This window comes from Novosphingobium sp. FW305-C-30-35, assembly GCF_058783135.1.
This window is the reverse complement of sequence record NZ_JBYSYJ010000003.1, coordinates 266,215-291,901: the sequence shown is the minus strand read 5'-3', so window position 1 is coordinate 291,901 and position 25,687 is coordinate 266,215. Positions and strand designations below refer to the sequence as shown.

Here is a 25,687-nt window from a genome sequence, read left to right as displayed (position 1 = left end):
TTCCTCCGCATTATGGGGACCTCGTGATTAGTGAAGCGGAACAAGAACGATGCGATCGATGCAGAGGCGATCTGCGAAGCGGCGCAACGACCTGGCATGCGCTTCGTGGCGGTGAAGACCGAAGAGCAGCAGGCTGCAGGATTGGTGTTTCGCACACGGGACCTCGTTGTGCGTCAGCGCACCCAGTTGATCAACGCGATCCGCGGACATCTGGCAGAGTATGGCTGGGTGGCACCGCAGGGCACGGCAAACATGACGCTGCTGGCGTCACTCATCGACGAAGAGGAGATGGCCTCGACATTGCCGGCAGCGGCGCTGCCGATGTTCAAGCTCATGCTCGACTTGCTGGCCGAGTTGGACAATCGCGTCGCTACGCTCGACCGTGAAATCGCGCGGCGGGCAAAGGAGGATGAGGCAGCTCGCCGCCTGATGACCATTCCCGGCACTGGCCCCATCGCGGCCACTGCAATCCTGGCGCTTGCCCCGCCTGTCGAGACCTTCCGCAAGGGTCGCGACTTCGCCGCCTGGCTCGGCCTTACGCCGCGCCAGCACTCGACCGGTGGCAAACAGCGAATTGGCAGCATCGCAAGGATGGGCGAGCGCACAATCCGAAGGCTGCTGATCATTGGCGGTAGCTCGATGGTCCGCCAGGCGTCTCGCTTCGGGGCGCCCGCCGGTTCATGGCTGGAGAAAATGCTGGCGCGCAAGCCGCGCATGTTGGTCTCGGTGGCGCTCGCGAACCAAGTAGACCACGAAGGGAAGGGTACATTGCGTCGGCTGCACAACAGCCCTGTTCGCGGGGGCTGGCCGTCGCTGAGCACCAATTGACAACCTTTGCCAATCTTTGCTATTTTTTGGCCTTGGAGGTTGCCATGGCTACGATGAACATTTCACTGCCCGATCCGATGAAGCAATGGGTAGAAGCGCAAGCTGACACTGGTCGGTATAGCAATGCCAGCGACTATGTGCGCGATCTCATCCGTCGTGACCAGGAACGTGCTGACAAAGTCGCGGCCATGCAGCGCCTCGTCGATGAGGCCCGCGCCAGCGGTTTGAGCGACGAGACGATGGCGGACATCCGGACGCGAGCGATCAGCCAGGCTGACCTGCAAGCCTGACCGTGCCTCGCTTTCGCTTAACGCGCGCCGCCGCCGAAGATCTGACAGCCATCTTTCTCCAAGGCATCGAGCAGTTCGGACTGCCTCAGGCCGATACCTATCACGAAGGGCTGAGCGCGATCTTCGAGTTTCTTGCCGACTATCCCCAAGCTGCGCGATTGCGAGAGGAAATATCACCTCCTGTCCGCGTGCATCCCTACAAGGCGCATCTGGTGATTTATGATGTCGGAGATGAGGACAAGGTCATCATTCTGCGTGTCCGGCATGGTCGAGAAGATTGGATATCCTCGAATTACCACGGTTAGCCGTCGCAGGGTAAGCGCTGGCGGCCAATCCGAAGAGATCCCACCCGACTTGGCATTTCTCTGCCGACCAAACACGCCCTTCAGCAGTGGATCCTTGAAAGTCCGAAAATGCCGAAACTCGACATTGGCATATGCCAGCCCACCTTGGCAGCAGGCGCCTTGAACTCGGACATTCGATCATCAGTTTTTCGTGATCGATTCCTGCCCCTCGTTCAGCATGCTGTAGCAGTGGGGAAAAGACTTGGGTTGGGACTAACCGGCCATTCCCGCCTGACGAGTTCAACGGCAGGTTCATTGCCAAAACCCGCCACTCTGCCGTCTGCGCGCTGGGCACGAATTGCGACCGCTATTGGGCCGATAGCGGAAAGGCAGCTTTTATATCTTTGAGCGGATTATGCGGACAGCGACTGCTGACCGAATCGCAAGCCGGTGCATTAGAGAATGGTCTGGAAAAACCCCTCTTGGCATAGACTTTTGCCGTCGTTGAAACGCCCCTGCAGGACAGCCAACACGGAGCCGAGGGCCACAAACTAAATCGGTTTACTATTTAGCGCGCCTTTCCTACCATCCAGAGATGGCGAGAGAAACCTTTACGATTGAGGGCGCAGGCGCGATTTCTCTTACAGCCGAGGCTGAGGGGGATGCCTACGCCATACCCGTCCTTCTTGCGCACGGCGGCGGGCAGACACGGCGCGCGTGGAGAAGGGTGGTCAGCGAGCTGGCTCAAGCCGGCTTTCGCGCAATCGCCTTCGACATGCGCGGTCACGGAGACAGCGATTGGTCGCCATGCGGAGCTTATGAAATGCGCGACTTCGCGGCGGATCTGGTCGCTGCAGCGTCGCGCCTGGACCAGAAGCCAGCGCTGGTCGGCGCTTCACTGGGCGGGCTCGCTGGACTGATTGCCGCAGGGGAGCTTGCTCCAGGTAGCTTTGCTTCACTCACATTGGTCGACATTGCCCCGCGCATGGCGCCCAGCGGTGTAATGCGCGTGGTTGGTTTCATGGAAGAGCATGTCGATAGCGGCTTCGCCTCACCAGAGGAGGCGGCCGACGTGATCGCTCGCTACATGCCGCATCGTCCCAGGCGGGGCGCGAGCGATGGTCTGAAAAGCTATCTGAGGCAGAAGCCGGATGGGCGCTTCTATTGGCACTGGGACCCTGTGTTTATCCGTAATATAGTGTCAGCCAGACAAGGCGACCCAGACAGCCAAGAACGTCAATCGGCAATGCTCAGCCAAGCTGCGGCGAATCTCACGCTTCCGCTTCACCTCATCCGAGGCGCCTCTAGCGATCTTGTTTCCGAAGAGGCCGTATTGCATCTGCGACAACTCGCCCCCCATGCAGAATACACCGATATTGCCGATGCCACGCACATGGTCGTGGGCGATGCGAACGATGCCTTTTCCGCCGCTATCGTCGACTTCCTACGGCGCCATCACTCATCCGATACGGCTCAGCCACAGGGGACGAGGGAGCTATGATCGATCGAGAGCGCTTGCAGGAAATGCTGAATATCGCGCCGTTTCATCGATGGCTTGGGCTGGAGATTGCAACATGCTCCGACCAGGGAATCGCGATCACCATGCCATGGCGCGAAGAGATCGTGTCGAACCCGATGATTGGGTCGGCGCATGGAGGGGTCCTGGCTTCACTGGTCGACCTCACCGGGCTTTATACGCTGCTTGCCGGGGGCGTCGCGGCGAGAGCGACGGCCGATCTGCATGTCGATTACCACCGTCCTGCAACCTCAGGACCTCTCACTGCTCACGGACAGATCGTGAAGATCGGGCGACAGATTTCGGTGGCGGAAACCCGGGTTCTCGAGCCCGACGGCAAGTTGGTCGCCAGCGGCAGGGGCGCCTACTTCTCGTCAACCGGATCACTTGATCATCGCGGCGAGACTATTGATCTCGAACAGGCTCTTGCCACCCAAGGCCCAGCGACTTCTGCAGCGCGATCCACGCCAGCGTAAGGGCGCCTTTTGCCCGGACGAGGTCTGCTGAGGCCTGCTGCTGTTCTCGCAGGGCCCGGTTGAGGTCAGCCTTCGAGATCGCTCCTGCGGCAAAACGTTGGCGGTTCAGATCGGCGGCGCTATCCGCCTGGCTCTTGATCTGCGCGCTGGCTGCCAGCGCGACGCGTTGTTGGCCAAATCGTGCCAGAGCGCGCTCGGCATCCTGTAGCGCCGCGAGGACGGTTTGACGATAGTTGGCGACAGCTTCGTCGCGGACCGCCCCGGCGCGATCGACCGACGCGTCGACCCTTCCAAAATCGAGGAAGTTCCATTCCAGGCGGGGTATCGCCAATGCCGAAAATTCGCCTACATCGAAGATATCGTCGGGGGAAGATCCGCCAAGGCCCAGAATCCCCATAAAGGACAGCTTCGGGAACCTTGCCGCTTCGGCCACCCCGATCCTGGCCGTTGCAGCGGCGAGAGTGCGCTCAGCCGCCCTGATGTCGGGCCGACGCGCGATCAGACTCGCCGGATCGCCGACAGTAACCTCATCCGGGGGCAAAGGGATATCACGCGGCGTCGAAAGGTCTTCGTCCGTCGATCCCGGAATCCGCCCCGACAGGATCGCAAGCGCGTCTAGCAGGACGGCTGTATCGGCCTCCGCCTCGGCGAATTGGGATTTGAGCACCTCCAGCTCCGCGTTCGCATTGCCCACCGGGAACAGCGGCAGCGCGCCTTGCTGATACCGCTGATAAGTTAGGGCCAGGACTTCTTCCTGCAGCTTGATCTGCGTCCGGTATTGGTCGGCGCGGAACTGGGCCTCCCGCAAGTTGACGTAGTTATTGGCAACTTCGGCGGTCAGCTGAACCTTTGCGTCCTCCGCATTGGCGACCGTTGCCGCAGCCTGCGCTTTGCCGGCCTCGATACGCCTCCGGGAGCCGCCCGCGAACTCCAGCTCCCAGTTGGCATTGAGACCAACATTGTAAAAGCTGAGGGCATCGTCGCTTCCCGCCTCCGGATCGGGTTGCTGTGAGGATGGGGGTGCCCCCTCCTGAATTTCAAGGCCGGGAAGCTGGCCCTGAATAGTGGTGGCCTGGGTTCCGAGTGTCGGCATTCTGCCGGCCCGATCCTGCCTGACCGATGCCCGGGCCTGCGCGATGCGCGCCTGCGCTGCCTGGAGCGACGGATTTTCGGACAACGCAGTTTCGACCAGCCGGGTCAGTTCAGGATCGTCGAGCAGCACCCACCATTCGGCAAGGGCCGGGTCCATGACGACCACATCCTCGCCAGCGCGGACAAACCGATGGCCCGTATCCGCCGACAATATTTCCGGAGGGCCTGCGTAGTCCGGCCCAGCCGTACAGCCAGCCAGCAAGGCGATGAGGAGAAGCGATGGTATCGAACGGCGCATCATATAGGGCTCAGTGCATCGAAAGGGAGACATTTTTTGGAAGCGGCCTCAGGAAGAGGACCAGCGGAACCGTCGCGAGGGTCAGAATCCCCATAACCAGGAACACGTCATTGTAGGTCATTATGAACGCCTCGCGTTGGAGGGTGCGGCTCAGGACGGCCATCGCCCCCTCCATGCCGCCGAAGTTTCGCGCCAGCCCGTCGAGATAGTCCTGTAGCGAAACGCTGTTCGCATTCAGGGTCTCTTCCATCCGCCGGCTATGATGCCAGATCCGCTGGTCTTGGAACGATGCCAGAGCCGAAAGAGCGAAAGAGCCACCGAGATTGCGCGCCGCGTTGAAAATTCCCGAGGCGTCGCCGGCATCCTCCTTGGCGACCGAAGCCACCGTCGCCTGATTCAGGAACATCATCGACAAGATCATGCCGACACCGCGCAAGAGCTGGCTCTCGGTAAAAACGGCACCACCGGATTCTGCTGTAAGGCTGGTGCTGACAAAGCAGCTGACCGCCATCAGCAACATGCCGGCGCCGACGGCGATGCGAATGTCGATCTTCCGGATCATCAAGGGAAGCACAGGCATCAACAGGAAGGCCGGGACGCCCATCCAGAAGATCACCAGCCCGGTCTGAAGCGCGTTATAATCAGAAATGATCGCGAGGAACTGCGGGATGACGTAGGTCGAACCATACATCACCATACCCAGGGCGAGCGCCATGATCGCGACGCTGGCGAACTGTCGATTGAACAAGAGCTGCAACTTCAAGACTGGCTTGCGTGCCTTCACCTGTCCGTAGATCAGCGAGGCAAATCCGACGACTGTGATGATTGTGAGCCAGCGAATGAGAGAGGATTCAAACCATTCCTCGCGGTGGCCCTCCTCAAGGACGACCGTAAGTCCGCCCAGCCCCAAGATGAGCCCGACAATGCCCGCCCAATCCGCGTCAGTGAGATAATCCCACTTTGGCTTTTCGTGGGGCAAGCCAACGAACAGCAGGAGCAGCAGCAGGCCGCAGACCGGCACATTGACAAAGAAGGCATAGTGCCAGCTCAGATTCTCGGTCAGCCAACCCCCGATCAAAGGCCCCATCACGGGGCCGAGGATCACTGTCATGCCGAACAGGGCCATTCCGATGGGCTGCTGATGTGGCGGCAGCCTTTTGGCCACGATGGTCATTGCCGTCGGAATGAGCACGCCGCCCGTGAAGCCCTGACCCGTGCGGCCGATGATCATTGTCGTAAGGTCGGTTGCAATCCCGCACAGCACCGAAAAGGCGGTGAACGCGCTGACCGCGATGATGAGGAGGGTTCGCAGACCGAACAGCCGTTCCAGCCAAGCGCTCAGCGGAATGACGACAATCTCAGCAACGAGAAATGACGTAGCAATCCAGGTGCCTTCGGCGCCTGTGGCACCGATCTCGCCCTGAATGACGGGGAGTGCGGAATTGACGATTGATATGTCCAGCGTCGCGAGCATGGCGCCAAGCGCGCCCGCGGCCACAGCGACCCAGGCAGTAACGTCTGCGTTCTTTCGGCTCCCGGCCGGCCCGATCGAAGTGTCCTGCGCTGCCAGTATCTCGGTCATTGAGTCCGACTCGAGATCTCTTCCAATTCGCCGGCAGCATTCCGAGTGTCGACCGTAGCCACTACCGACATCCCGGGAACGAGCAGACGCCGCACTTCAGGGGGAGCATCGATAGCGATGCGGACGGGTATCCGTTGAACGATCTTGGTAAAGTTGCCGGTGGCATTTTCGGGGGGGAGGATGGAAAATTCCGCGCCCGTTCCCGGCGATATGCTGTCCACTCGTCCCGCGATCTCAAGGTCTGGCAGGGCGTCAACTTCGAGCCTGACGCTCTGGCCGGCCCGGATGAGGCCGACCTGCGTTTCTTTGAAGTTCGCGGTCACGTAGATCGCGCTCACCGGAACCACCGTCATCAAACGTTGACCCGGTTGCACGAACTGGCCCACCCTGACCGAGAGATCGCCGACGCGGCCGGCCTTGCTGGCGCGCAGCAAGGTCGATTCAACCGTAAGGTCGGCTGTTTCCAGCTGAGCGCGAGCAGCGTCCGCCTGCGCCTGGGTCTGGCTGATCTGCTCGAACAGGGTCCCCCGGCGAGCGGTCGCGGCAGCCACTGCCGCCTGCGCAGCGGCGAATTCGGCCCGCGCCTGCCGCGCCTGCGCCTCATACTGGTCTAGCTTTTCCCGCGGTTCGGCTCCTGTCGCGGCAAGGGGCCGATATCGCGCCACCTGGTCGTTCGCGAGGTCCAGTGCCGCGCTCGCGGCGGCGAGTTGGGCCCGCGCCTGGCGAATGGCTGCATCCTGTTCGGATACCTGAGAACGGATTGTGTCGGCACCGGCCAGGGTCGCAGCGATCTGTGCGCGCGCCTGCTGCGCTTGCGCCTGATAATCCCGCAGATCCAGTTGTACGAGGGCTCCGCCGCGAGCAACCTGCTCGTTCTCCCCCACGAAGACCTCTTCGACGTATCCCGCTACCTTGGAAGAGATAACGACGCTGTCGGCAGCGACATAGGCGTTATCGGTAGACTGAAAGTACTGTCCGTAGGTTACGTGCCGGTAGTACCACCAGATCCCGCCAAGCAGCACGGCAAGACCAACGATGATTAGCACGATGCGCAAGCTACGCCGCGATTGCGGTTTCGTTGGGGTTGTGCCCTCCTGCTCCGGTTGGTTGGAGGTATCGGTCATCTGACTCTTTCGACAGCTTCAGTAAAATGTGAACCCGATGACGTGCTCCCCTGAAATGTGACCGGTTTTTGGTAGAGTCCGACGCAAAGGAGTCGGACGAGAATGAAACGAAGCAGGTTCAGCGAAGAGCAGATCATCGCGGTATTGAAGGAGCAGGAGGCTGGGATGCCGACGGCAGAGGTGTGTCGTCGTCACGGCATTAGCTCCGCTACGTTCTACAAGTGGAAGTCGAAGTTCGGCGGGTTGGAGGTGTCGGATGCCCGGCGGCTGCGGACGCTCGAGCAGGAGAACAGCCGGCTGAAGAAGCTGCTGGCCGAGGCGATGCTGGACAACGTCGTGCTGAAGGATCTGGCATCAAAAAATGTATGACCCGCCCTGTCCATGCAAGGGTCGATCGGTGGTGACGGTGCCAGTCTGCACAAATGTATCCGGCCTCTCGCGAGTGGACCGCTGTTGCGGCCAGGCCTTGATGAGATCCGCGCGTATCGTTCTCGGATAAATGCTTCGGGCTGGTAGCCCGTTTTTTTGACGGAGCTTACGATACGCAGGTCAACTGTTTCGTCATCACGCTCACGAACCTCGCAGTCTGTAGCGGTCCAGATCAGCCGAAGGCTGGATCCCTCCGCTCGTAACTGGCACCGGGCTTCGTCAGCACGACCCACAAGATGCGGGCGATCTTGGCTGCCAAGGCGACGGTGACCTTGTTCTTATGCATTCGGCGTTCCAGCCCATCAAGCCATGGCCCCAGGCGGTCCCGGCTTCGGTCGAGATGCGTCACGCAGGATCTAGCTCCGTGGATGATCATGCGCCGGAGGTACTTGTTGCCACGTTTGCTGATGCCGAGCAGCCTCGTTTTGCCCCCAGTAGAGTACTCCCGTGGCACGAGCCCAAGCCATGCCGCCAGATCGCGAGCTTTGCGGAACTGACGCCCCGTGCCGGCCGATGCAAGCAAGGCGGTGGCCCCCAGTGGGCCGACACCGGGTACAGTCATTAAGCGACGGGCCGTATCGCTGCGCGCTGCGATAGCTTCGATCTCGCGGTTCATGGCGGCGATGCGCTGTTCGAGATCGCCGAGTTCCCCGAATACCTCAGTCAGCATTCGGCGCATGGCGGGCGTGAGCTCATTGTCCATATCCCCGAGCACCCGTGGCATGTCGGCTTTGAACTTGCCGGCACCTTGGTGGATTGCGATGCCGTATTCCAGGCAAAAGGCGCGCATCTGACTGATCAGTCGCGTGCGATGAGCGATCATCCTGTCCCGGACGCGGTGCAGAGCCTGCAGGTCAATCTGTTCCGGCGACCGGATCTCCACGAAGCGCATCGTCGGCCTGGTTACCGCTTCTGCGATGGCTTCGGCGTCGATGATATCGTTCTTGTTCGACTTCACGAACGGCTTCACGAACTGTGCCGGCACGATCCGCACAATGTGACCCATCGCTTGAAGTTTGCGCGCAAGCCACTGCGAACCGGGACACGCTTCCATCCCCACCAACACCGGCGACGCACGCTCAAAGAACTGCAGCAACGTCTCCCGTCTGAAGGTGGCTTTCTGGATCGGTGCGTGAGAAGCATCGAGGCCGACGACGTGAAAGACCGTCTTGCCGATGTCGATGCCGAACACGGCTGCATCTCTTGGCTTGTTCCGTATGCTCATTGCATCCTCCTTCTTGATCGCTCGACTGTGGATGGAAGGACAGGGCGGGTCATCCCATTAATGGTAACGCCCGGCGCGAAGCGGGAAGCCGTCGCCCATGCCCGTGGACAGCACGGGCTGAGCGAGCGTCGGGCGTGCAGTCTGGTCGGTGTGAGCCGCAGGGTGATCCGTTACGAGCCGACAAGGCCCGATGACGGGGCGCTACGGCAACGGTTGCGCGAGCTGGCGGCGGAACGTCGCCGGTTCGGCTATCGCCGCCTGGGCTACCTGCTGGCGCGGGAAGGCATGAAGCCCAACCACAAGAAGCTGCTGCGCATCTACCGCGAGGAAGGCCTCAGGGTGCGCCGCCGCGGTGGCCGGAAACGGGCGCTGGGCACGCGCAGGCCAATGGTGCTGCCGGATGGTCCGAACCAGCGCTGGAGCCTCGACTTCGTCTCCGACAGCCTGATCTGCGGCCGACGCTTCCGTATCCTGTGCGTGGTTGATGACTTCTCCCGGGAATGCCTGGCGCTGGCGGCTGATACGTCGCTGTCAGGCGCACGGGTGGCCCGGGAACTGACCAGCCTGATCGGGCAGCGCGGCAAACCGCATACGGTGGTCAGCGACAATGGCACGGAACTGACCTCGTCGGCCATCCTGCGCTGGTCGCAGGAGCGGCGCGTCGAGTGGCACTACATCGCGCCGGGCAAGCCGATGCAGAACGGCTTCGTGGAAAGCTTCAATGGCCGTCTGCGCGACGAATGCCTCAACGAGACGCTGTTCACCTCACTGGCTCATGCCCGGTTCGTGCTCGCTGCATGGCGGCACGACTACAACAACGTCAGGCCACACTCGAAACTGGACGGGAAGACCCCCGCTGAGATCGCCGGCGAACGTGTCTGGGGGCATGCCCCCAGACACGTTGCCATCCCATCAAACATCAATCATGAAGGAGCGAGACTCTACCTCTGAGCGGTAACAATCTGGGGAGCACGTCACCGACTTGCGCCTTATAAGCCGTGAGACAGATAGTAAAGGCATTTAGCAGTTTGCATTTGGTCATCCGAGGCTATCCGACTACACAGCGCTATGGATGAAAAACCAGATACCATGTCACGGTCTCAGCGTCGGCAGAAGGTCATCACCGATGATGACCGCATTCTCTATCTTATGGACGAGATCAGTCGCGGCGCGCGCAGAGTGTACGATTCGAGGGTCGCCAGGATCGGTCTCAATCAGACACAGTGGAGGATCATCGGACAACTTCTTCGCGATCCTGCCCTTACGCAGGCTGAAATCGCCAAGAAACTGGAACTGGAATCGGCGACCATCGGCCAGGCGGTTGCAGGTCTTTGCGCTCGCGGGCTGATGAAAAGGCTTCGAGCTGAGACGGATCGGCGAGCGTGGCAGCTCATCCTCACGGAGCAGCTAGATGATATGCTGCCCGAACTGAGAGGCTCCGCGGATAGGCTTCATAATCTGCTTTGGCGCGACATTGCCGCCGACGAGAAGCAAACGTTGCAGCAGATTCTTGCAAGGGTATCGGAAAATCTGGACCAATTCCGGGCCGAGGCTGAGTAATATCATGGCATCGCCCCCGGAAAAGCCTATCAGCAGCATCGCTCGCGCCGCGGAGATTGGCCGAATCTTAATGAGGCACGGTGCGAAGACTCTCGCCGGAGCCCTCGGATTTATTCCCTCTTCGAGCAATGTCATCGATCCTCGCGAATTTCGTCCGGCCGCAGTTGTCGCGTTCCTCCGTGACATCGGGCCAGTCGGCATAAAGCTGGGGCAGCTCCTCGCCACCCGAAGCGATCTGTTTACCGAACACTGGATCACTGCATTCTCAACTCTGCACGATCAGGTGTCGCCGGTGCGCTTCGCAGATATCGAGCCCGTACTTGCTTCAAGCTGGGGTGAGGACTGGCGGAACGACTTTGCGCAGTTCGACGAACAGCCTCTGGCGTCCGCCTCGATTGCACAGACCTATTCCGCCAAGCTACGGGACGGTAGCGAGGTCATCGTGAAAGTTCGCCGCCCGGGCACCGCCGCGCGCATGGAAGCTGATGTGCGCCTGCTTGTGCGTCTTGCCGAGATCGCGGAAGCACGCTCGCCTGACATCGCGCGTTACCGGCCAGTCGAGTTTCTGCGGACCTTCGGCCGCAATCTTGCCTGGGAGATGGACCTCGCTGCGGAATCCCGAGCCTGCGAGCGGATCGGCGCATATCTCGAAACCATCGGCGTCAGGACCCCGGCCATCCATTGGGAACTGACCGGGCTGCGGGTGAACGTTCAGGAACGCCTGTACGGCAGGCCCGCGTCTTCGCTGGGCGCCTCATCGGGCGATCCGGAGGTGGCGGCGTTCGCCAAGTGCTATGCCAACGCAGTCCTGCGCATGATCATTCTGAACGGCGAATTCCACGGCGACCCTCATCCCGGCAATGTTTTCCTGATCGGCGAGCAGGATGTCGGCTTCATCGACTTCGGATCGGTCGGGACGCTCACCAAGGCCAGGCGCGACGAGATCGTCCGCCTCGTGCTTGCGATTGCTGGTGAGGAAACCAGCGATGTCGCGGATGTCCTGCTCGCATGGGCGGGGGAGCCGAAGGTGGATCGCGATGCGCTCGCGGTGGATCTGGATCAGTTGATTGGAGAGTTCAGGGGGACCGTGCTATCTGGCATCGAGTTCTCGCAGATTTTTTCCCGCGTTTTCGATCTGTTGCGGGATTATCGACTGGTTCTGCCACCTGATCTGGCCATTCTTCTGCGTACCTTGTTGACTGCAGAGGGCTTCGTCCGATCGCTGGCACCGGACTACAACATCGCCGAAGAGACCCGGCCGATCATGACGGAGCTTCTCGCCGAGCGGTTCTCGCTCGGCAGCGCTCGGTCGGGTTTGAAGAGACTTCGCGGTCAGCTGCTGGGGTTGTCGGCGTCCTTGCCCGACATACTTGCCACTGCGAACTCGATCGCAAAGTCAGGATATGTGCCGGTTCAGCTCGATCCGCTCAGTATCGAGCAGCTCGCTGGACTTCGCAATGAGCGTCAGTCCTTGAAAGGCCCTCTAGCTGCCGCATTGATCATAGCTAGCGCGTTGCTTGTCGATCAATCCTGGCTTCTGGCTGGCGGCGCGCTTGTGATTGCTGGGGTGGTGCTCATCCGAAAGTCATAATGAAGGAGCAACTTAATTCGTGCACGGTCACGATACGGCGAAGCCGAACTTAACGAGGATTTCGTGCGCCTCACTTCAGCGACCAAGACGCATCGCGAAGAAAATTTTTCGACCTATTGCGATTGAAGGCTTATTTTCCTCAATCAGACGAAACTTTGGAACGGCAGCTTTCAGGCGTGTCCTCGCCTGACTTTATGGCCGCTATGGGGCGCTTTGCTGACCTTCTGCTTTCCCCTCAGCGATCGACCGCTTCCGGCTAAATACGACGTTCAATTCAGTCAATCTGAGGGTCTGGCTCTGGTCGGCAGCCGTCTTGACCGAACGCAGCGACCTGAAGCAGTTTACCGCAAATCGGACCCCCGGGCCTGTTGTTCAGCAACGTCCGACATTCCTGTCGTTGGTCGTTCATCGACCTCGTGGTTAGAAAACACCGCTTGTGCGGTCTTGGGTACCACTGCGGGCGATGCCGGCAGCTTCGGCCTGACGGCCGGGAGGGAAGGGGGGTGGGAAGAGAGTGATCGAACAAGGGGTTCGGTCGCAATCGATCCACCTAGGAGAACGTCCATGAACATCGGTGAAATCCGCAAGAACGCCAACGGCCAGCTGATCGGCTCTGTCGAAACGCTCACCATCACCCGCACCATCGGCCTGCGGCCGGTGACCTCCAGCAACCCCCGCGCACCCCGCTACGAGATCGTCGCGCTCAACGACCAGCGCCGCTGGGTGATCGTCGGCGCGCTCTTCGAGCTATCCTCGAACTCGACCGGCGAGAGCTTCTACCAGGGCAAGATCGACGACCCGTCGATGGCGCAGCCGCTCTACATCGCCGCTTTCCCGCGCGAGGACGGCACCATGGCGATCGCCTGGCAGCGTCCGCGTCGCAGGAACAGCCAGCTCGGTTCGGCCGAATACGGCGAGAGCGACATGTTCCCGGCCGACGATGCCGGCGGCGACCTCGGCGCGGAGCAGGCCGGTGACGGGCGCAATGACGACGGTCTGGGCGACAGCACCGCGACCCCGCCTGCCAAGCGCGGCCGGGTGGGTGCCAAGGACGGCACCGAACACGATGGCGCGCTGCCGCCGCTCGTCGAGGCCTGATCGGCAAGTCCACCTCCAACCGGCGGGGACCCCAAGCGGGTCCCCGTCTCCGTGCAAAGGCCGCGGATGCCCCCCCCCCGCGGTCTGAGGCGGAACGCCGGCACTGCCCCCCGCCCGGCGTTCCGCCTCTTCGCTTGCATGGGGATGTCCGGAGAACCAGAATGCTGACTGACAGTGAACGCTTCGCCTTCATCACCCGGCGTCACCACGCCTTTGCCAGTACCGGTAATGCCTACGATGCGGTCCAGTGCGACGAGGCCATCCATACCGGCGACACGCTGGTCGTGTTCACGGAGGAGGGTGGTCGGCGTCGCCAGCCCCAAGCCGTTTGCGGTGACGCAGGCGCACGGGCATCTCCATGCCTGTCCGCGCCGCCCGAGGGCGAAACGCTAGCGGATCTCGCCCGCTCGATCCACTTCAACGCTGCGGACTTCGAACACGCCGCCGAGATCGCCCGGCGTTTCGGGTTTCCGCTCGACCGGCAGATCGAGGCGCTCTCACTCGCCCGGCGGGCTGAACTAGCGGGCCTCAGAGCGGCAGGATCGACTGTTGCGATGACGGCGCATTCGCGGGCGCGTCGACCGCGTCGGCAATCACGCGTGCGAGTTCGAGTGCGGCATCTTCGCGCAGCCAGTAGCTTGGGGCAGTGATGCCGACCCGCGCCCAGCCCGGGGCGTCCAGGATCGCATGAGCGACAGCAGACGTATCGATTTGTTCCATGTCGATATGAGAACATAGAAAGAACATGTTTGCAAGACGGCTGGCACCGCTGCCCGTTCCGATTGACAGGGCAGGGTGGTCGGCCGAGCATCCCCCCATGTGCAAGTTGTATCGCATGACCAGGGCCCCTGGGAAAATCGTCCGGCTGTTCGGTGCGCGCGGCGGCGCAGGCGCGAACTTCGCCGCCGAAGTCTATCCCGGCTATCCCGGCCTCGTCGTTGCCGACGGCGAGACGCGGGTGATGACCTGGGGCTTTCCTCTCGTCCTCAAAGGCAAGCACGGTCAACCGCTGAAGCCAAAGCCCGTCAACAACGCGCGTGAGGACAAGCTCGGCACTTCGTTCTGGCGGCCAAGCTTCGAGCGCCGCCGCTGCCTGATCCCGGTGACCGCCTGGGCCGAGGCCGAGGGCATCAAGGGTCAGATGACCCGGACCGGGTACTCGCTGGCGGGCGAAGAGGTCTTTGCCGTCGCAGGGCTGTGGCGCCCGACCGAAGAGTGGGGCGCGGCCTATTCAATGGTGATGGTGGATGGCTGCCCGCAGATGGGCGACGTACACGACCGCATGCCCGTCGTCCTCGCCCGAGAAAACTGGGAGCAGTGGCTCGCGGGCACACCTGCTGAAGCCTTCGCGCTGTGCCAGACCTGCTCCAGCGCACTCGCCGTCGATCGCACAGCCGAACGCTGGGGGGCAGGGAGGCCCACAGCGACATCAGGCTGAGGGGAGGGGGGCTTCGCCGGTCGGATCAGACCCAAGCGAAAGGACCCAGGCCCATGGACGACCGAGCCCCCGTCCACATCACCATCGGCGGCGCATTGCCGCGCGAAAATCTTGCCCTCTTCGCCGCGCACGCGGCCGACTATGACCTGCGCACCGAGTGGGACGGCGAACCCTTCGATCCTGCGGCACTGCCCGGCGGCGAGCCGCTCGAGCTCTACGGCACCGAGCTCAATGGCGGACAGATTCCCGAGATCGACGCCTTCTGCGCCGAGCACGGCCTGCCGTTCCGCCGCTGGTCGGGCGGCTGCCTCGGTGCGTTCCTCCCCGAAATCGTCCTGTTCGATGGGCGAGGGCCGATGCGCGACTACACGGCAAGCGAAGACGAATTCGTTCTCTTCACCACGTCATGGATCAACAGCTTCACGCGGCTGCGCGATCTCAAACGCGAGATGGCCCGCGCCGAGATGACCATCCCGGCCTTCGAGGTGACTAGAGGTGCGAGCGATGACCGCAGCTGACGCAACCCTGCCGGCCGCCTCGCGCGAAGCCGTGCTCGCCCGCTTCCCGCTCTCGCGGGTGAGCGAGGCCTTCTTCGACGACATGCTCGGCGTCCTGCCCCCGGCGCACATCGCCGGCGTGCCAGGCTTCTTCGCCAGCGAGGCGGTGAGCGAGGACATCCACGCCCAGTTCGTTGCAGCCGGTGACCGCTTCTACGGGGGCTACGTCGGGCTCAAGGATCGTGCGGGTCTCATCACCCATGCCGCATCGCCGAGTTCGAGGCAGCGCATCCGGACGCATTGGAACTTGCCTGGTATCCCGACAGCTCACTGGGGGCTGCGTCATGAGCCGGCACCGGATTCTCGAACTCGGTGCCGGTCCCGCCGACGGCGAGGCCTCGGGCGGCACCGGCCAGGCGCTGCGCATCGCCGCCAGCCACGGCGTCTCCGTCTTCAAGCTCCAGCCGCCGCGAACACGCGCCCACGTCGAGCGCCACCCCGTTCTCTGATCCGTTCAATTCCGCGCCTGGTCGCCGTTCTATCCCTTGCCTTGGCAACGGGACGCGTCGGCGCGCGGCAACACGAAAGCCCTAGCCATGTCCTCGATCAAGCTCACCCTCGAACTTGCCTGCACCAGCGAGGAAGCCGCGCGCTTTGCCGCGGTCGAACTGTTCCTCGCCGAGGTGGGCGAGGACGCCGAGGCCGAGCCCCCGGCCGAACTCGACGCCATCTTCGGCGCTCGGTCACGCGAGACGATCCTTGGCCTTGCCGGGCACCCGCAGCCGCTCGGGATTACCTTCCGATATGGCCAGGACCGAGGCGTGATGACGCTCGCTGCGGCGGGCGGCACACCCAACCTCGCCGCGCTGCCCGTGCTGCTGCTGTGGCTCTATCCCGACAAGCTGCCCATCGCCTACTCGGTCCACGTGACCGAGCGGCCCGAGTTGCCGGTCTGGACCATCGTCGGCCTCAATTGCATCGAGATCACCCAGCACGAGCGCGAAGTCGCGGCGCGGCTCGAAGCTTTGCGGGCGGACCACGACACGCCCCGGCGTCTCGATCTGCTGCCGACGAAGCCGCTGCCCGGCACAGGCGACTGGGCCCGCTCAGGCCGCCTGTTGCCCGTCCCAGCTTCGCCGCGGCGCCCGGCTGACGCGGGCCGGGAGCGGCTCGCCTTCCTTCCACAGCAGGTGCGCTACGCCTTGCCCGGCGAGCAGCGCTTCCAGCGGCTCTGCGACCTCATTGTCGCGGTCGTGGATGTGGATGGCGATCGCTTCCTCGCCGGTGTCCTTGAGCACCAGGCTGGCGATCGGAGTGTCGGCATCGAGATTGACGCGCAGGCCCTTCACGAACCGCCGCTTTTCCGCGACTGCCTTTCCGACGAGATAGCGTTCGTCGCTGGTCTCATAGGGCAGCCATTCCGCCGTCACCGGCATGAGCGCGACCTCGATGAGATCGAAGGTGCCCTCGCGGCGCCGCGCGAACGAGCCGGCAAGAACCAGGTGGCCGCTTTTGCCGTTCGGACTGTCCTGCGCCTGCCACAACGCGAGTTCGCCCGCGAACCGCTTGTGGAAGCGCCGCGCCATGTCCTGGTCCATCACGAACGGCATGTCGCCGACATGGCGCAGGACGATCTTTTCCGCGCCGTGCGCGGCCACGATCTCCTTGATCTCGCCCACCACCACCATCATTTCATCGCGTGAGGCATAGACCCGGGCAAGCGCCGCGCGGCGGCGGACCCGGATTTCCTCTTTCTCCTCGACTTTGAAGCTCTCGGGCACGAATAGGACGTGGGGCAGGGCTTCCTGCTTGGCGCGGCAGCTGGCCGCCGCCTCGAGCAGCGCGCGGCGCACCACGAACCAGGTCCGCTTGCCCGCCATCTTCGGATGCCAGTGGGTGAGTTCGGCACGGTCCCAGAGGACGTGCAGCAGCCCGCGCATCGAGAGCTTCTGACCTGTTGATTTCACCGTCGGCTTGTCGTTGGTCAGCGCCGCGGGCGCGAGCCGGGCGGCCCCGCGCGAAAGCGGGAAGCCGAGCTTCAAGCTGGTCTCGCCGCTTGTCTCATCGTCACGCACGGCGCTGCCACTTACCTGGCCCATGCCGGTGAGGTAATCGGGCGCATCGTAGTGATCGCAGGCGGTCGCATGGCGCGCGCCCGAGCCCGGCCAGCGCGCGAGCACGTAGCCATTCTGCCGGTGCGAAATGTAGAGGGGGAGTTCGCTTCCCTTGCGGCATTCGCAATGGACCGGGCTTTTGCGCTCGTAGGCTTCGCGCAGCACGTGCTGAAGTTCATCGCCTTCGACCACGCTGCGGCCGAGCACACGGTATCGCTGGATCATTGGGGTATCTCCAATTTCTCGCGATCGACGCTGCCCGTTCGACCTCTCGCGCATCTCCTTCGTTTTACGCGGCCCCGGGTGGGCTCGCGTGAGTCAGTCTATGCTGGCCTTAAGGGCGCGGCAAGGCTTGCTATGCACGGGGGTGGTGTGTGGAAAACCGCGCTCCGGCTTGGCTTGCACGGTCCGCGCTGGCATCACTGCGCGATGACGGCATCCGACCAGCAATTTCCTTGTTCGATCTCGATCTCGACCCGGTGGTCGAAGACCGCAAGAGCGCCACTACGCCTGCCGGGCGCTTCAGCAATTTCATCGTCTATGTCGACGAAAGCGGCGATCACGGCATGCAGACCGTCGATCCCAACTATCCGCTGTTCGTCCTCGCATTCTGCGTTTTCTACACGAAGCACTACAGCGAGAAGGTTGTCCCGGCGCTCGAGAAGTTCAAATTCACCCACTTCGGCCACGACATCGTGATCCTGCATGAGCGGGAAATCCGCAAGGAAACGGGTCCCTTCAAGTTCGCCAACGAGGCCGAGAAGCTGGGGTTCATCGATGGTCTCAGCGGCATCGTCGACAAGTCCAACTTCATCCTGATCAGCTGCGTGATCGACAAGCACCGGCTCGGCGCGCGCGATGTCGAGCGAGACAACCCCTACCATCTTGCGCTCGGGTTCTGCCTTGAGACACTCTACGAGTTTCTCATCGAGAAGAACCAGGACGCCAAGAAGACCCACGTGGTCTTCGAGTGCCGCGGCAAGAAGGAAGACAAGGACCTCGAACTGGAATTCCGCAGGATCTGCGACGGCGAGAACAAGCTCGGGGCACCGCTGCCGTTCGAGATTGTCTTTGCCGACAAGAAGGCGAACTCATCCGGGCTGCAACTGGCCGATCTGGTGGCGCGGCCGATCGGCATGAGCGCGCTGCGGCCGAGCCAGGACAATCGCGCGTTCGATGTCCTGACCCGCAAGTTCTATTGCGACGGCGGGCGCGAAAATGTCGGCAGCGGTTATGAGAACTGGGGGCTCAAGGTTTTCCCGCCCCAAATAAGCGAAAAGCCCCGATGAAACTCACCGAGGCTATGACGCCGACCGGGAACCCCCAGTCCACTTGTGCCCCCTATATGCGCACTCCCGGCCAATTGACAAACGGAACATTGTGCCAATCCGGCCGAGCCGAAGCGAGGCGATGGGCCGCGAAAGAGTTGGGCGCGTGATGGACGACCTGTTTGCCCCCGCGTGGCCTCGTCGGAAGAACACTGGTTCGTGCCGATCTCGTCCCGCTCTGCGGCGGTCCGGCTCAGGTGGTCGTCGACTGCGATCTCGAGGAAGCCGACCTTTCCGGGCTCGATCTCACCCGCTCGCGCTTTGAACGCTGCAACCTGCGGCACAGCGATCTTGCGGGGGCAAAGCTTGAAGGTACGGTCTGGCAAGGTTGCCGGGGACCGTTCGCCAATTTCTCGGGCGCGAACCTCAGCGAGGCCAAATTCATCGGCGGCGACTGGAACAATTGCGCGATGCGCCGGGCCAGCCTGACCTCGACCCGCTTCACCGGCTCCAAGCTCACCGGCGCCGATTTTACCGAAGCGCGCGCCATGCACGTCCATTTCGAGGAAGTGCTGCTGGTCTCTGCCAAGCTGCCGGGCTTCTCGATTCGCAAGGAAACTCTGCGCCGGGTCGATCTGTCGGGTGCGGATGTGCGCAAGGGCGATTTTCGCATGACGGTGTTCGAGGACTGCTCGCTGCGCGAGGCGCTGGTCGCCGGATGGCGCTTCGAGGGCTCAGACCTGCGCGGTGCCGACCTCGGCGGGCTACGCCTGGTCGATGCGGGGCTGTTTCGCGGGGCGACCATCTCGCGCGAGCAGGCCGGGCAATTGCTGGGCGAATTGGGGCTCAATGTCCGGTAGGTCGCAGGGCCGGGCGGCTCACCGGTCCTGAAGTGCGTTTTGTTCCAGGCTTTCGGTCACGCCTTCGGCAAGACCGAGGCAAAGCGCGGCTTCCTCGCGGGAGAGCGTGACCTCTTCAGCCGCTAAGACACTCAGCTTCGCGCGCAGCACCTCAGTCATCGCGCGCGCCACCTGCAGGGCGCTTGGCATCATCTGAGGATCAGCCATGGTCCGGGATCCTTTCCCTTAGATGGCTCTGCCTGCGGCAGCGGGGCCAGTGCGGCCGGGTTGAAGTGCGTTCATACCGGTTTTGCGGGAGTCTGGCGAGGCGGGGAGGGAAGGGGGCACCCCGGGGCCCGCGTCCCACGCGGGCGCCGCGGCGACCCGCTCTACTCGCTAGGGCGGAGCGTCGGCACTTTTGCACCGCCGCCCACCCAGGCCTTCGGGTGACGATCGGGGCCAGTGGAGGAAGCGGCGAGGCTGGTTGGCGCGGGCGGGCGAGGGCGCTAGGCTCTACCCATGCCGATCGCTCTTGCTGCCGCCGCCCTTTGCATGTCGCCTTCTGTTCACGACGGCGACACGATCCGCTGCGGCCGCGAGCGTGTCCGCATCGCCAATATCGATGCACCCGAACTGCCCGATAGTCCCAAGTGCCAGGACCGGAGACGGTCCTACGCCTGGTGTGACTTTGCCGCAGGCGAAGCCTCGCGGGTTGCCCTGACGCGGCTGCTGTCGCGCGGACAGGTGACGATCACGCGACTTGGCACCGCCCCCTATGGACGGACGCTCGCCTCGGTCTCGGTGAACGGCGTGGATGCCGGCGACTATCTGGTCGCGCAAGGCCTCGCGAGGCCTTGGCGCTGAGCGTCCCCATCGGGGGCAGGCGATCCATGCTCGCCTGCGGCCGCCTTCTTGCGCATCTGACGAATAGCCTTGCCGTAGCGCATGGCACTGGACGGGAGGGGCTGGGCCCGGCCCCGTGTGACCGTGCGTCACTGACCAGTATGGAGCGGGGGCCGAGGAAGGCAATGCCCGCTGCGCGGGCGCTGGCGGGTGGGAGCAGGTCCTGCCGAAATGGCCGAGGCTGACGGATCTGATCTTTGCGGGGATCCGCTGAGCCTGACCTGACGAAACCGCCCTTCGTTTGCCGATGAACCCTGCAGCGCCAGTCCCCGGCCGCAACCCAAAAGCAGCGGACCGTGAAGCCCTTCGGGCCTGCCGCACCACTCCTCGCTTTTGGGTTTCCCTCACATGCGTTCGGTGCGGGCGCGGGCCTTTGGCCCTGCCTGTGGTGTTCATCGGCGGGCGGTTCCGCCGAGTTCCAGCCACGGAGAATACCCCATGAAGAACCTCGTCATCCTGATCGGCCGCATCGCTGCTGCTCCCGAAACCCGCCACGCCGGCGAGACCGCGATCACCTCGTTCACCCTCGTCACCGATCGCCCCAAGCTGGTCGACGGCAAGACGGTCAAGAACGAGGCCGGCTACGCCGAGACTCTCGCCGAATTCCACCGCGTCACTGCTTTCAACGGCCTCGGCACCTCGGTCGCCAAGCACAAGAAGAAGGGCGACCTGGTCGAGGTGCAGGGCCGCCTACACTACTCGAAGTGGACCGACCGGGAGGGCGTCGAACGCTACGCGGTCGAGATCGTCGCCGAGGAAGTCCTCTTCCTGTGACACCGAGCCCGGGAGGCGGTAGCGCCGCCTCCCATTGGGATCATCCGGACCGGCCCCCGATTGCTCATGAAGACGATGTCCAGAAGGAGCGGCGGTTGCGAAAAGGCAACACTCCGCGTTCTTTTCGCACGTGCAGCATGAAGGGGGCTGGCCCCTATGTGGCATGCCTTTCAGGCATCCTCTCCCAAAACTTTCCAAGGGGCTGGCTCACGCCGGCCCTATTTTTTTGCCTGTCGGGTCGGGGCTTGTGCCCCTTGCGGGGCATGGCATCTGTGACACTTTGCCCTCGGGCAGAGTGTCATGTTGCGCTGCGCCCGTGACATGCGCGGAGGGCGGGTCATCGATTATGCCTGCACGATGGCGGAAGTAGTCGCGGAGAGAGGGCAGCGCACGTGTGGCAGGGCAAACCAGATGGCGTCTCCGGGCGAAGTGTCACGGGCGACAAATGACAGGGCAGGGCACAAAGGGGATTCACAGGATTCACCTTTTGTGCTCAATACTGATTGATGGAACGAGCCCCTGAAATCACTGGCGTCGGTGGGATCTACGCGGTCCTGGTCGAAGCCTCGAACCGCCCGCGCTATGCGTTTCTCGTCCTTCAACTGGTAGCCGAAATTGCCGACGGGCGAGGGCAGGCCGGACCCTTCGTCGCGCAGGGCGGCGTGCCGGTGCTCCTGCGCGAATGGCTCTGCTCTCAGCTTCTGCCGATGAGCGAACAGCCCGCTCGTCGTGCGGCGATGCGTGCGCGCGTTGCCGCTGCGCTGAAGGACGAACTGACCGGTGACGCTGTTCGCGATGCCGCGCACATCGAAGCGGCGGTGGAAGAGCAGGTCCAGGCCGTGGGCCGCGCCAATGTCAGCCGCGCGATTTCCGATCTGGTCCGCGCCGGGCTGATGACCCGGCACTATGCGGGCTACGCCACCAACCACAAGAACCGCGGCGGCGGACGTCACGCGGTTTATGTGGTCAAGCCAGGCGTCCTTGCGCTGCTGCGCAAACCTGCGCCGCCGCAGCGACAACGTCCAGGTCCTGCCAATCCCCAAGGCGAACTCTTTGCGGCCTGATCTATCCATGGTCGCTCCCGGCTATCCCGCCATGCAGAAAAGCTTGCGGCGAGGATCGGGCTTTGGCCCTACGCCCGGCCATAGGCCGAAGGTCCGAGCTCCGCGGTTATGGCTTCGGTCGTGCCCTGACTCAGCACGGGCTCAACGTTCTGCCGCTGCCAGGGAAGCAGCGATGGCGCCGATCGACTGGAACAGCACGAGTGGATCGTCGCGCGAAGGCAGGAAGCCCTTGCCTAGCCAGAAGGCTGCAGCCTCGTCATCGATGGCATTGACGATCACTGCCCGGCCGCCAACGAGGCGGGCAGCTTCCAGACACCGTCCCAGAGCGTGCCGCAGCAATCCCGAGCCGATGCCCTGTCCCGCCCATGCCAGATCGGTCGCGAGTTGACCGAGCAGCAGGCAAGGCACGGGATCGGGCGGTTGCCCCGTCCGGATGGACCGCGGCAGAATGCCGGGTATCACCGATGTCGGAGCCAGGCCGTAGTAGCCCACCACCCGCATCGCCTCATGCACGACCAACACCGCAGTAAACCCGCGCTCTTGGTTTGCGAGGGCGCGCCCCTTGAGCCAGTGATTGAGCGATGGCTTGCCGCAGTCGAAGTCATCGACTTCGTGAGCTGCGTTCAACAGTTCCGGCGCCGACAGGCCCAATTGTCAGTGCCGATCGTCCGAGGGCATGTCCCAAGGCGCCGGTCGTCTGAGCACATCGACGAGCGAGGGAACGGCCTCGGCAGGCTTTTCGAGCAGCGCGATGAATTCGGCAAACCCTTCGGTGCTCATCCGCACGAGCCTCTGGTCCATCAGCACATCCTCGGCGGCGCGCACCGCCGCTTCTCGCACGAAATCGGTTCGCGAGCGGCCGCGCGCAATTGCCGCACGATCGATCAGGGCAATGTCGGCATCAGGCAGACGCATCGATACCGGGTGATCCTTGCGTTCAAGGGACTTGGCCATATTCTATCTCCACAAGGCATCATACAGGGTGTATTGCAAAATGCAATACAGACTAATTGCGGTCGGACGGGGTCCATGAGCAATTCGGAATTCTTGAGTGACGTATCCGACCAACACGGTGTTTCTCCCCGGCGTCTGGCTGCGGCGCTCAGGACCGCCGAATCCGAGTTGGCCATTGTTGCCTGGGTCTCGCCTGAAGCGCTTACCAAAGCTGCCCGCATCGGAAGCGTGACACCGCAATCGCAGTTGGTTGAAATTTGCGGGATCATCGACCGGATCATTCCTTGGGCGGCCAGCGCGCCAACGGCCTATGCCTGGTACCGGTCGCAATCGCTGCCTTCTTTCGGTGATGCAACGGCTGAAGAACTCGCGCGTCAGGGATGGAGCAACAAGCTGCACGCTTATCTTGATCGGCTGAAAGATGGCGGCTTTGCCTGATTCTGGAGTGCTATGCTTCGCGCGATCGCACTTGCCGCGCGACGGGAAATCCGTGTAAACCATTGATATGATTTAACATAAGATATATTATCAATTTGAAACCGGTGGCAGCGGTGACCGCTCGCGTCCCGCCGGTTTATCCCACATTTTCCCCTCTTGCCAGGTTGTGGGATAAACCCGATCCTGTCTCGCGCTTTGGGTGCCGATCAGGTCGCCTGCATTGGCCTCGATCTGCGGGCGGCGCATCCTTCAGGTGACACCGCTCCGAGATCATCGGTCCCAAAGAAGCGTCGCATCTGGTCGTCGATTTCCATGTCTTTGCTTTCGGATTTACAAGCGGCCTGATGACCTCGTCCGCCTCGTCGAGTGCAGAGCGCATCGCACAGCGGGTCCGGCGATCCCGGCGCAACGTGTTCATGCGATCGATCTTGGCGAATTTGGAGGCTATGACACGGTCGGGCGCGCACTTCTCCATCAGGTGCTGTCAGGCCGTCTGGTCCGGATTGGCTAGCACTACTTTGGCAGAAGTGTAGACGGGCTGGGATTGAACGAGCATCCGCAGTGAGGGCATTGCAATGGTGGAGAGCGTGACAGGCAGTCAATAATGGCTTGGCGTACTGCTGGCAGGCTGGGTTGCGGCGGCGGGCCGCAGACTCTTTTTTTTCCGTCCCGCCTGGGCGATCCGGCGGAATTGCAGGAAGGCATAGGCCAGCATCGTCATCAATGCGTGGCGATGGAGCCCGGTCCAGGACCGGCCCTCGAAGTGGTCGAGGCCGAGTTCTTCCTTAAGTTGCTGATGGGCCTGCTCGCATATCCAGCGCGCTTTGATCGCGCTGGCCAGGTCCTTGACCGGAGTGCCGGCGGGCAGGTTCGAGAGATAGTATTTGCGTTCGCCATTCGAACGATGCTCGCCCACCAACCAAGCTTCCTCCCCCGGCATATGCTGGGCTCCGGCGGAGCCGATCCGCTGGGGAGCTCCGTCGGCGATGCGCACACGCACAGCAGCAAAGCGTGCGCTCAGGCGTCCCTTTGTTCCCTTGCGCCAACTGACCTGACGCCACTTAGCGTCTTCGAGCATGGTGTGTGCAGCCCGGGACTTGACGTCTGGCACGTGCCGAACCCGCGGTCGCCCGCGAGCCGCCACCGGGAAGATCAGTTCCACATCGGACGGGTATACCTTTTGGTGCCGAGGGATGCCGACGGCCCAGCAAAGGCCGCGCTCGCTCAGTGCCTGCCGGAACGGAGCCGACAACCCATAACCAGCATCGGCCAGCACGCAGCCGAAGCGCACTCCGGCAGCGATAACTCGGTCGATCTCTTCGATCGCGATCTCCGGTTTTGTGCGATACTCACGCAAGGGCGCAGGCACGCCGGCCTTATCCATTCTCGCGGCATCGCTCGTCCAGCTTTCCGGCAAGAACAGCCGCAAACTCAGCATGACCGGAACTTCGCCCGAGGCCAGTGTCACCGACACCAGCGTCTGGCAGTTTGCGTTCTTACCCAGCGCTGTGGCGTATTGCGGCGCGACGCCAACCGACGCCTTGCCCTTCTTCGGCAACGCGGTGTCGTCAATGATCAGCCAGGCTCCGTCACCGCCCACCAGTTCATCCGCCTGACTCCACAAGGTCGCTTCCAGCGGCGCGCTGTCCCACAGGCCCGCCCCGATGAAATGATGCAGCCGGTCATAAGCAATGGCGTCAGACCGGGCCGCCATGGGCTGGATACTCTTGCGATCACCCGGCCCAATCAGCCCGGCGATATAGGCCGGACACATCCGGCGCCGCGTTTTGTTACCCAGCCAGCCCAGATACGGCTCAAGCCACCGCTCCAGATCCGCACGCCAGTCCTCGTCCATCGCCAGCCTCCGTCAAAGCTGGCTCCCCATGAATCACGCATTACGGGCCAAGGGAATCCCAAAACCACACTTCTGCCAAAGTAGTGCTAGGCCGTGTTGACAAAAGGGATTCCCAAACCGGTCGGGTTCTGATTCAAGGCTGCTCTTTGG

Annotated in this window: 27 protein-coding genes and 4 pseudogenes; 18 read left to right on the top strand and 13 right to left on the bottom strand. The window is 62.7% G+C overall.

Translation table 11 applies throughout. The features are described from left to right. Positions 1–30 precede the first annotated feature (30 nt). From AC3WLM_RS20925 to AC3WLM_RS20905, 5 genes and pseudogenes are all read left to right on the top strand, one after another. Positions 31–828 (top strand): annotated as a pseudogene (locus AC3WLM_RS20925) (IS110 family RNA-guided transposase); the annotation flags it as partial. 44 nt (positions 829–872) lie between these two features. Beyond that, positions 873–1,118 carry a type II toxin-antitoxin system ParD family antitoxin gene (locus tag AC3WLM_RS20920; protein WP_039338749.1) on the top strand — a complete coding sequence of 82 codons (246 nt, stop codon included), beginning with the start codon at positions 873–875 and terminating at the stop codon, positions 1,116–1,118. 2 nt (positions 1,119–1,120) lie between these two features. Further along, on the top strand, positions 1,121–1,423 hold the full coding sequence (locus AC3WLM_RS20915; RefSeq protein ID WP_039338748.1) for a type II toxin-antitoxin system RelE/ParE family toxin: 303 nt from the start codon (positions 1,121–1,123) through the stop codon (positions 1,421–1,423). Between the two features lie 574 nt (positions 1,424–1,997). Beyond that, positions 1,998–2,903 carry an alpha/beta fold hydrolase gene (locus tag AC3WLM_RS20910; protein ID WP_066112287.1) on the top strand — a complete coding sequence of 302 codons (906 nt, stop codon included), beginning with the start codon at positions 1,998–2,000 and terminating at the stop codon, positions 2,901–2,903. Continuing rightward, a complete protein-coding gene (locus AC3WLM_RS20905) occupies positions 2,900–3,394 on the top strand; it encodes a hotdog fold thioesterase (protein WP_082737004.1) in 495 nt (164 codons plus the stop codon). Before AC3WLM_RS20910 ends, AC3WLM_RS20905 begins: the two co-directional genes overlap by 4 nt. On the opposite strand, the gene AC3WLM_RS20900 is transcribed toward AC3WLM_RS20905, so the two are convergent. From AC3WLM_RS20900 to AC3WLM_RS20890, 3 genes are read right to left on the bottom strand one after another with little or no spacing between them, the layout of a single operon-like run. Beyond that, a complete protein-coding gene (locus AC3WLM_RS20900) occupies positions 3,324–4,784 on the bottom strand; it encodes an efflux transporter outer membrane subunit (protein ID WP_067512235.1) in 1,461 nt (486 codons plus the stop codon). The genes AC3WLM_RS20905 and AC3WLM_RS20900 overlap by 71 nt on opposite strands. A gap of 10 nt (positions 4,785–4,794) precedes the next feature. Beyond that, a complete protein-coding gene (locus tag AC3WLM_RS20895; protein WP_051051489.1) occupies positions 4,795–6,366 on the bottom strand; it encodes an MDR family MFS transporter in 1,572 nt (523 codons plus the stop codon). Continuing rightward, positions 6,363–7,490, bottom strand: coding sequence for an HlyD family secretion protein (locus AC3WLM_RS20890; RefSeq protein ID WP_066112284.1), 1,128 nt, complete (start codon positions 7,488–7,490; stop codon positions 6,363–6,365). The genes AC3WLM_RS20895 and AC3WLM_RS20890 overlap by 4 nt, the downstream gene beginning before the upstream one ends. Positions 7,491–7,592: 102 nt before the next feature. On the opposite strand from AC3WLM_RS20890, the pseudogene AC3WLM_RS20885 reads away from it, so the two are divergent. Beyond that, a pseudogene (locus tag AC3WLM_RS20885) lies at positions 7,593–7,856 on the top strand (transposase); the annotation flags it as partial. 235 nt (positions 7,857–8,091) lie between these two features. Here the strand turns inward: AC3WLM_RS20885 and AC3WLM_RS20880 are convergent. Then, positions 8,092–9,144 carry an IS110 family RNA-guided transposase gene (locus tag AC3WLM_RS20880; RefSeq protein WP_039338337.1) on the bottom strand — a complete coding sequence of 351 codons (1,053 nt, stop codon included), beginning with the start codon at positions 9,142–9,144 and terminating at the stop codon, positions 8,092–8,094. 60 nt (positions 9,145–9,204) lie between these two features. Between AC3WLM_RS20880 and AC3WLM_RS20875 the strand changes: the two are divergent. The 4 genes and pseudogenes from AC3WLM_RS20875 to AC3WLM_RS20860 all read left to right on the top strand — a co-directional run. Further along, a pseudogene (locus AC3WLM_RS20875) lies at positions 9,205–10,095 on the top strand (IS3 family transposase); the annotation flags it as partial. A 117-nt stretch (positions 10,096–10,212) separates the two neighbouring features. After that, positions 10,213–10,704 carry a MarR family winged helix-turn-helix transcriptional regulator gene (locus tag AC3WLM_RS20870; RefSeq protein ID WP_066112281.1) on the top strand — a complete coding sequence of 164 codons (492 nt, stop codon included), beginning with the start codon at positions 10,213–10,215 and terminating at the stop codon, positions 10,702–10,704. A gap of 4 nt (positions 10,705–10,708) precedes the next feature. After that, the gene (locus AC3WLM_RS20865; RefSeq protein ID WP_038283222.1) at positions 10,709–12,295 is read left to right on the top strand and encodes an ABC1 kinase family protein; all 1,587 of its coding nucleotides are present in this window, start codon (positions 10,709–10,711) and stop codon (positions 12,293–12,295) included. A gap of 564 nt (positions 12,296–12,859) precedes the next feature. Then, on the top strand, positions 12,860–13,393 hold the full coding sequence (locus AC3WLM_RS20860; RefSeq protein WP_039338701.1) for a DUF736 domain-containing protein: 534 nt from the start codon (positions 12,860–12,862) through the stop codon (positions 13,391–13,393). A gap of 528 nt (positions 13,394–13,921) precedes the next feature. Here AC3WLM_RS20860 and AC3WLM_RS20855 read toward each other — a convergent pair. After that, positions 13,922–14,113, bottom strand: coding sequence for a DUF6771 family protein (locus tag AC3WLM_RS20855; protein WP_039338703.1), 192 nt, complete (start codon positions 14,111–14,113; stop codon positions 13,922–13,924). A 97-nt stretch (positions 14,114–14,210) separates the two neighbouring features. Between AC3WLM_RS20855 and AC3WLM_RS20850 the strand changes: the two genes are divergently transcribed. Continuing rightward, positions 14,211–14,831, top strand: a complete 621-nt coding sequence (locus tag AC3WLM_RS20850; protein WP_492478643.1) for an SOS response-associated peptidase — start codon at positions 14,211–14,213, stop codon at positions 14,829–14,831. Positions 14,832–14,884: 53 nt separating this feature from the next. Next, a complete protein-coding gene (locus tag AC3WLM_RS20845) occupies positions 14,885–15,349 on the top strand; it encodes a hypothetical protein (protein ID WP_039338706.1) in 465 nt (154 codons plus the stop codon). Here AC3WLM_RS20845 and AC3WLM_RS20840 read toward each other — a convergent pair. The 4 genes from AC3WLM_RS20840 to AC3WLM_RS20825 form a co-directional block, all read right to left on the bottom strand. Next, entirely contained in the window at positions 15,321–15,590 is a 270-nt protein-coding gene (locus AC3WLM_RS20840; protein ID WP_039338708.1) for a hypothetical protein, read from the bottom strand. The two genes, AC3WLM_RS20845 and AC3WLM_RS20840, sit on opposite strands and share 29 nt — an antisense overlap. Then, entirely contained in the window at positions 15,583–15,846 is a 264-nt protein-coding gene (locus tag AC3WLM_RS20835) for a hypothetical protein (RefSeq protein ID WP_156135954.1), read from the bottom strand. The genes AC3WLM_RS20840 and AC3WLM_RS20835 overlap by 8 nt, the downstream gene beginning before the upstream one ends. A gap of 225 nt (positions 15,847–16,071) precedes the next feature. Continuing rightward, the gene (locus tag AC3WLM_RS20830) at positions 16,072–16,368 is read right to left on the bottom strand and encodes a hypothetical protein (protein WP_193828877.1); all 297 of its coding nucleotides are present in this window, start codon (positions 16,366–16,368) and stop codon (positions 16,072–16,074) included. A gap of 66 nt (positions 16,369–16,434) precedes the next feature. After that, positions 16,435–17,667 carry a DUF1173 domain-containing protein gene (locus AC3WLM_RS20825; protein WP_492478642.1) on the bottom strand — a complete coding sequence of 411 codons (1,233 nt, stop codon included), beginning with the start codon at positions 17,665–17,667 and terminating at the stop codon, positions 16,435–16,437. Between the two features lie 149 nt (positions 17,668–17,816). On the opposite strand from AC3WLM_RS20825, the gene AC3WLM_RS20820 reads away from it, so the two are divergent. Together AC3WLM_RS20820 and AC3WLM_RS20815 are read left to right on the top strand one after the other, a co-directional pair. Further along, entirely contained in the window at positions 17,817–18,731 is a 915-nt protein-coding gene (locus tag AC3WLM_RS20820) for a DUF3800 domain-containing protein (protein ID WP_492478641.1), read from the top strand. 148 nt (positions 18,732–18,879) lie between these two features. Further along, positions 18,880–19,570: pseudogene (locus tag AC3WLM_RS20815) on the top strand (pentapeptide repeat-containing protein). 18 nt (positions 19,571–19,588) lie between these two features. Here AC3WLM_RS20815 and AC3WLM_RS20810 read toward each other — a convergent pair. Further along, the gene (locus tag AC3WLM_RS20810) at positions 19,589–19,777 is read right to left on the bottom strand and encodes a hypothetical protein (protein WP_039336871.1); all 189 of its coding nucleotides are present in this window, start codon (positions 19,775–19,777) and stop codon (positions 19,589–19,591) included. A 291-nt stretch (positions 19,778–20,068) separates the two neighbouring features. Here AC3WLM_RS20810 and AC3WLM_RS20805 point away from each other — a divergent pair, with 291 nt between their 5' ends. The 3 genes from AC3WLM_RS20805 (at position 20,069) to AC3WLM_RS20795 (ending at position 22,290) form a co-directional block, all read left to right on the top strand. Beyond that, the gene (locus AC3WLM_RS20805; RefSeq protein WP_039336869.1) at positions 20,069–20,413 is read left to right on the top strand and encodes a thermonuclease family protein; all 345 of its coding nucleotides are present in this window, start codon (positions 20,069–20,071) and stop codon (positions 20,411–20,413) included. 477 nt (positions 20,414–20,890) lie between these two features. After that, positions 20,891–21,226: a single-stranded DNA-binding protein gene (locus AC3WLM_RS20800; protein ID WP_039336867.1), complete on the top strand. Its 336-nt coding sequence runs from the start codon at positions 20,891–20,893 to the stop codon at positions 21,224–21,226. Between the two features lie 506 nt (positions 21,227–21,732). Continuing rightward, positions 21,733–22,290 carry a hypothetical protein gene (locus AC3WLM_RS20795; protein ID WP_193828879.1) on the top strand — a complete coding sequence of 186 codons (558 nt, stop codon included), beginning with the start codon at positions 21,733–21,735 and terminating at the stop codon, positions 22,288–22,290. 141 nt (positions 22,291–22,431) lie between these two features. Here the strand turns inward: AC3WLM_RS20795 and AC3WLM_RS20790 are convergent, their stop codons facing one another. Then, positions 22,432–22,917 carry a GNAT family N-acetyltransferase gene (locus AC3WLM_RS20790; protein WP_231735432.1) on the bottom strand — a complete coding sequence of 162 codons (486 nt, stop codon included), beginning with the start codon at positions 22,915–22,917 and terminating at the stop codon, positions 22,432–22,434. A gap of 27 nt (positions 22,918–22,944) precedes the next feature. Then, the gene (locus AC3WLM_RS20785) at positions 22,945–23,244 is read right to left on the bottom strand and encodes a type II toxin-antitoxin system TacA family antitoxin (RefSeq protein WP_062343467.1); all 300 of its coding nucleotides are present in this window, start codon (positions 23,242–23,244) and stop codon (positions 22,945–22,947) included. 75 nt (positions 23,245–23,319) lie between these two features. Between AC3WLM_RS20785 and AC3WLM_RS20780 the strand changes: the two genes are divergently transcribed. Then, entirely contained in the window at positions 23,320–23,682 is a 363-nt protein-coding gene (locus AC3WLM_RS20780) for an XRE family transcriptional regulator (RefSeq protein ID WP_492478640.1), read from the top strand. A 598-nt stretch (positions 23,683–24,280) separates the two neighbouring features. Here the strand turns inward: AC3WLM_RS20780 and AC3WLM_RS20775 are convergent. After that, positions 24,281–25,537 (bottom strand): IS701 family transposase, encoded by a 1,257-nt coding sequence (locus AC3WLM_RS20775; RefSeq protein ID WP_492478639.1) that lies wholly within the window; start codon positions 25,535–25,537, stop codon positions 24,281–24,283. Between the last annotated feature and the right edge of the window lie 150 nt (positions 25,538–25,687).

Coding starts and splice junctions, on each gene's coding strand:
- AC3WLM_RS20880 (WP_039338337.1), bottom strand. CDS start 9,144: ATGAGCATACGGAACAAGCCAAGAGATGCAGCCGTGTTCGGCATCGAC.
- AC3WLM_RS20795 (WP_193828879.1), top strand. CDS start 21,733: ATGGAACGAGCCCCTGAAATCACTGGCGTCGGTGGGATCTACGCGGTC.
- AC3WLM_RS20920 (WP_039338749.1), top strand. CDS start 873: ATGGCTACGATGAACATTTCACTGCCCGATCCGATGAAGCAATGGGTA.
- AC3WLM_RS20860 (WP_039338701.1), top strand. CDS start 12,860: ATGAACATCGGTGAAATCCGCAAGAACGCCAACGGCCAGCTGATCGGC.
- AC3WLM_RS20780 (WP_492478640.1), top strand. CDS start 23,320: ATGAGCAATTCGGAATTCTTGAGTGACGTATCCGACCAACACGGTGTT.
- AC3WLM_RS20895 (WP_051051489.1), bottom strand. CDS start 6,366: ATGACCGAGATACTGGCAGCGCAGGACACTTCGATCGGGCCGGCCGGG.
- AC3WLM_RS20785 (WP_062343467.1), bottom strand. CDS start 23,244: ATGGCCAAGTCCCTTGAACGCAAGGATCACCCGGTATCGATGCGTCTG.
- AC3WLM_RS20900 (WP_067512235.1), bottom strand. CDS start 4,784: ATGCGCCGTTCGATACCATCGCTTCTCCTCATCGCCTTGCTGGCTGGC.
- AC3WLM_RS20845 (WP_039338706.1), top strand. CDS start 14,885: ATGGACGACCGAGCCCCCGTCCACATCACCATCGGCGGCGCATTGCCG.
- AC3WLM_RS20805 (WP_039336869.1), top strand. CDS start 20,069: ATGCCGATCGCTCTTGCTGCCGCCGCCCTTTGCATGTCGCCTTCTGTT.
- AC3WLM_RS20850 (WP_492478643.1), top strand. CDS start 14,211: ATGTGCAAGTTGTATCGCATGACCAGGGCCCCTGGGAAAATCGTCCGG.
- AC3WLM_RS20800 (WP_039336867.1), top strand. CDS start 20,891: ATGAAGAACCTCGTCATCCTGATCGGCCGCATCGCTGCTGCTCCCGAA.
- AC3WLM_RS20855 (WP_039338703.1), bottom strand. CDS start 14,113: ATGGAACAAATCGATACGTCTGCTGTCGCTCATGCGATCCTGGACGCC.
- AC3WLM_RS20870 (WP_066112281.1), top strand. CDS start 10,213: ATGGATGAAAAACCAGATACCATGTCACGGTCTCAGCGTCGGCAGAAG.
- AC3WLM_RS20840 (WP_039338708.1), bottom strand. CDS start 15,590: ATGGGTGATGAGACCCGCACGATCCTTGAGCCCGACGTAGCCCCCGTA.
- AC3WLM_RS20865 (WP_038283222.1), top strand. CDS start 10,709: ATGGCATCGCCCCCGGAAAAGCCTATCAGCAGCATCGCTCGCGCCGCG.
- AC3WLM_RS20910 (WP_066112287.1), top strand. CDS start 1,998: ATGGCGAGAGAAACCTTTACGATTGAGGGCGCAGGCGCGATTTCTCTT.
- AC3WLM_RS20905 (WP_082737004.1), top strand. CDS start 2,900: ATGATCGATCGAGAGCGCTTGCAGGAAATGCTGAATATCGCGCCGTTT.
- AC3WLM_RS20825 (WP_492478642.1), bottom strand. CDS start 17,667: ATGATCCAGCGATACCGTGTGCTCGGCCGCAGCGTGGTCGAAGGCGAT.
- AC3WLM_RS20775 (WP_492478639.1), bottom strand. CDS start 25,537: ATGGACGAGGACTGGCGTGCGGATCTGGAGCGGTGGCTTGAGCCGTAT.
- AC3WLM_RS20810 (WP_039336871.1), bottom strand. CDS start 19,777: ATGGCTGATCCTCAGATGATGCCAAGCGCCCTGCAGGTGGCGCGCGCG.
- AC3WLM_RS20890 (WP_066112284.1), bottom strand. CDS start 7,490: ATGACCGATACCTCCAACCAACCGGAGCAGGAGGGCACAACCCCAACG.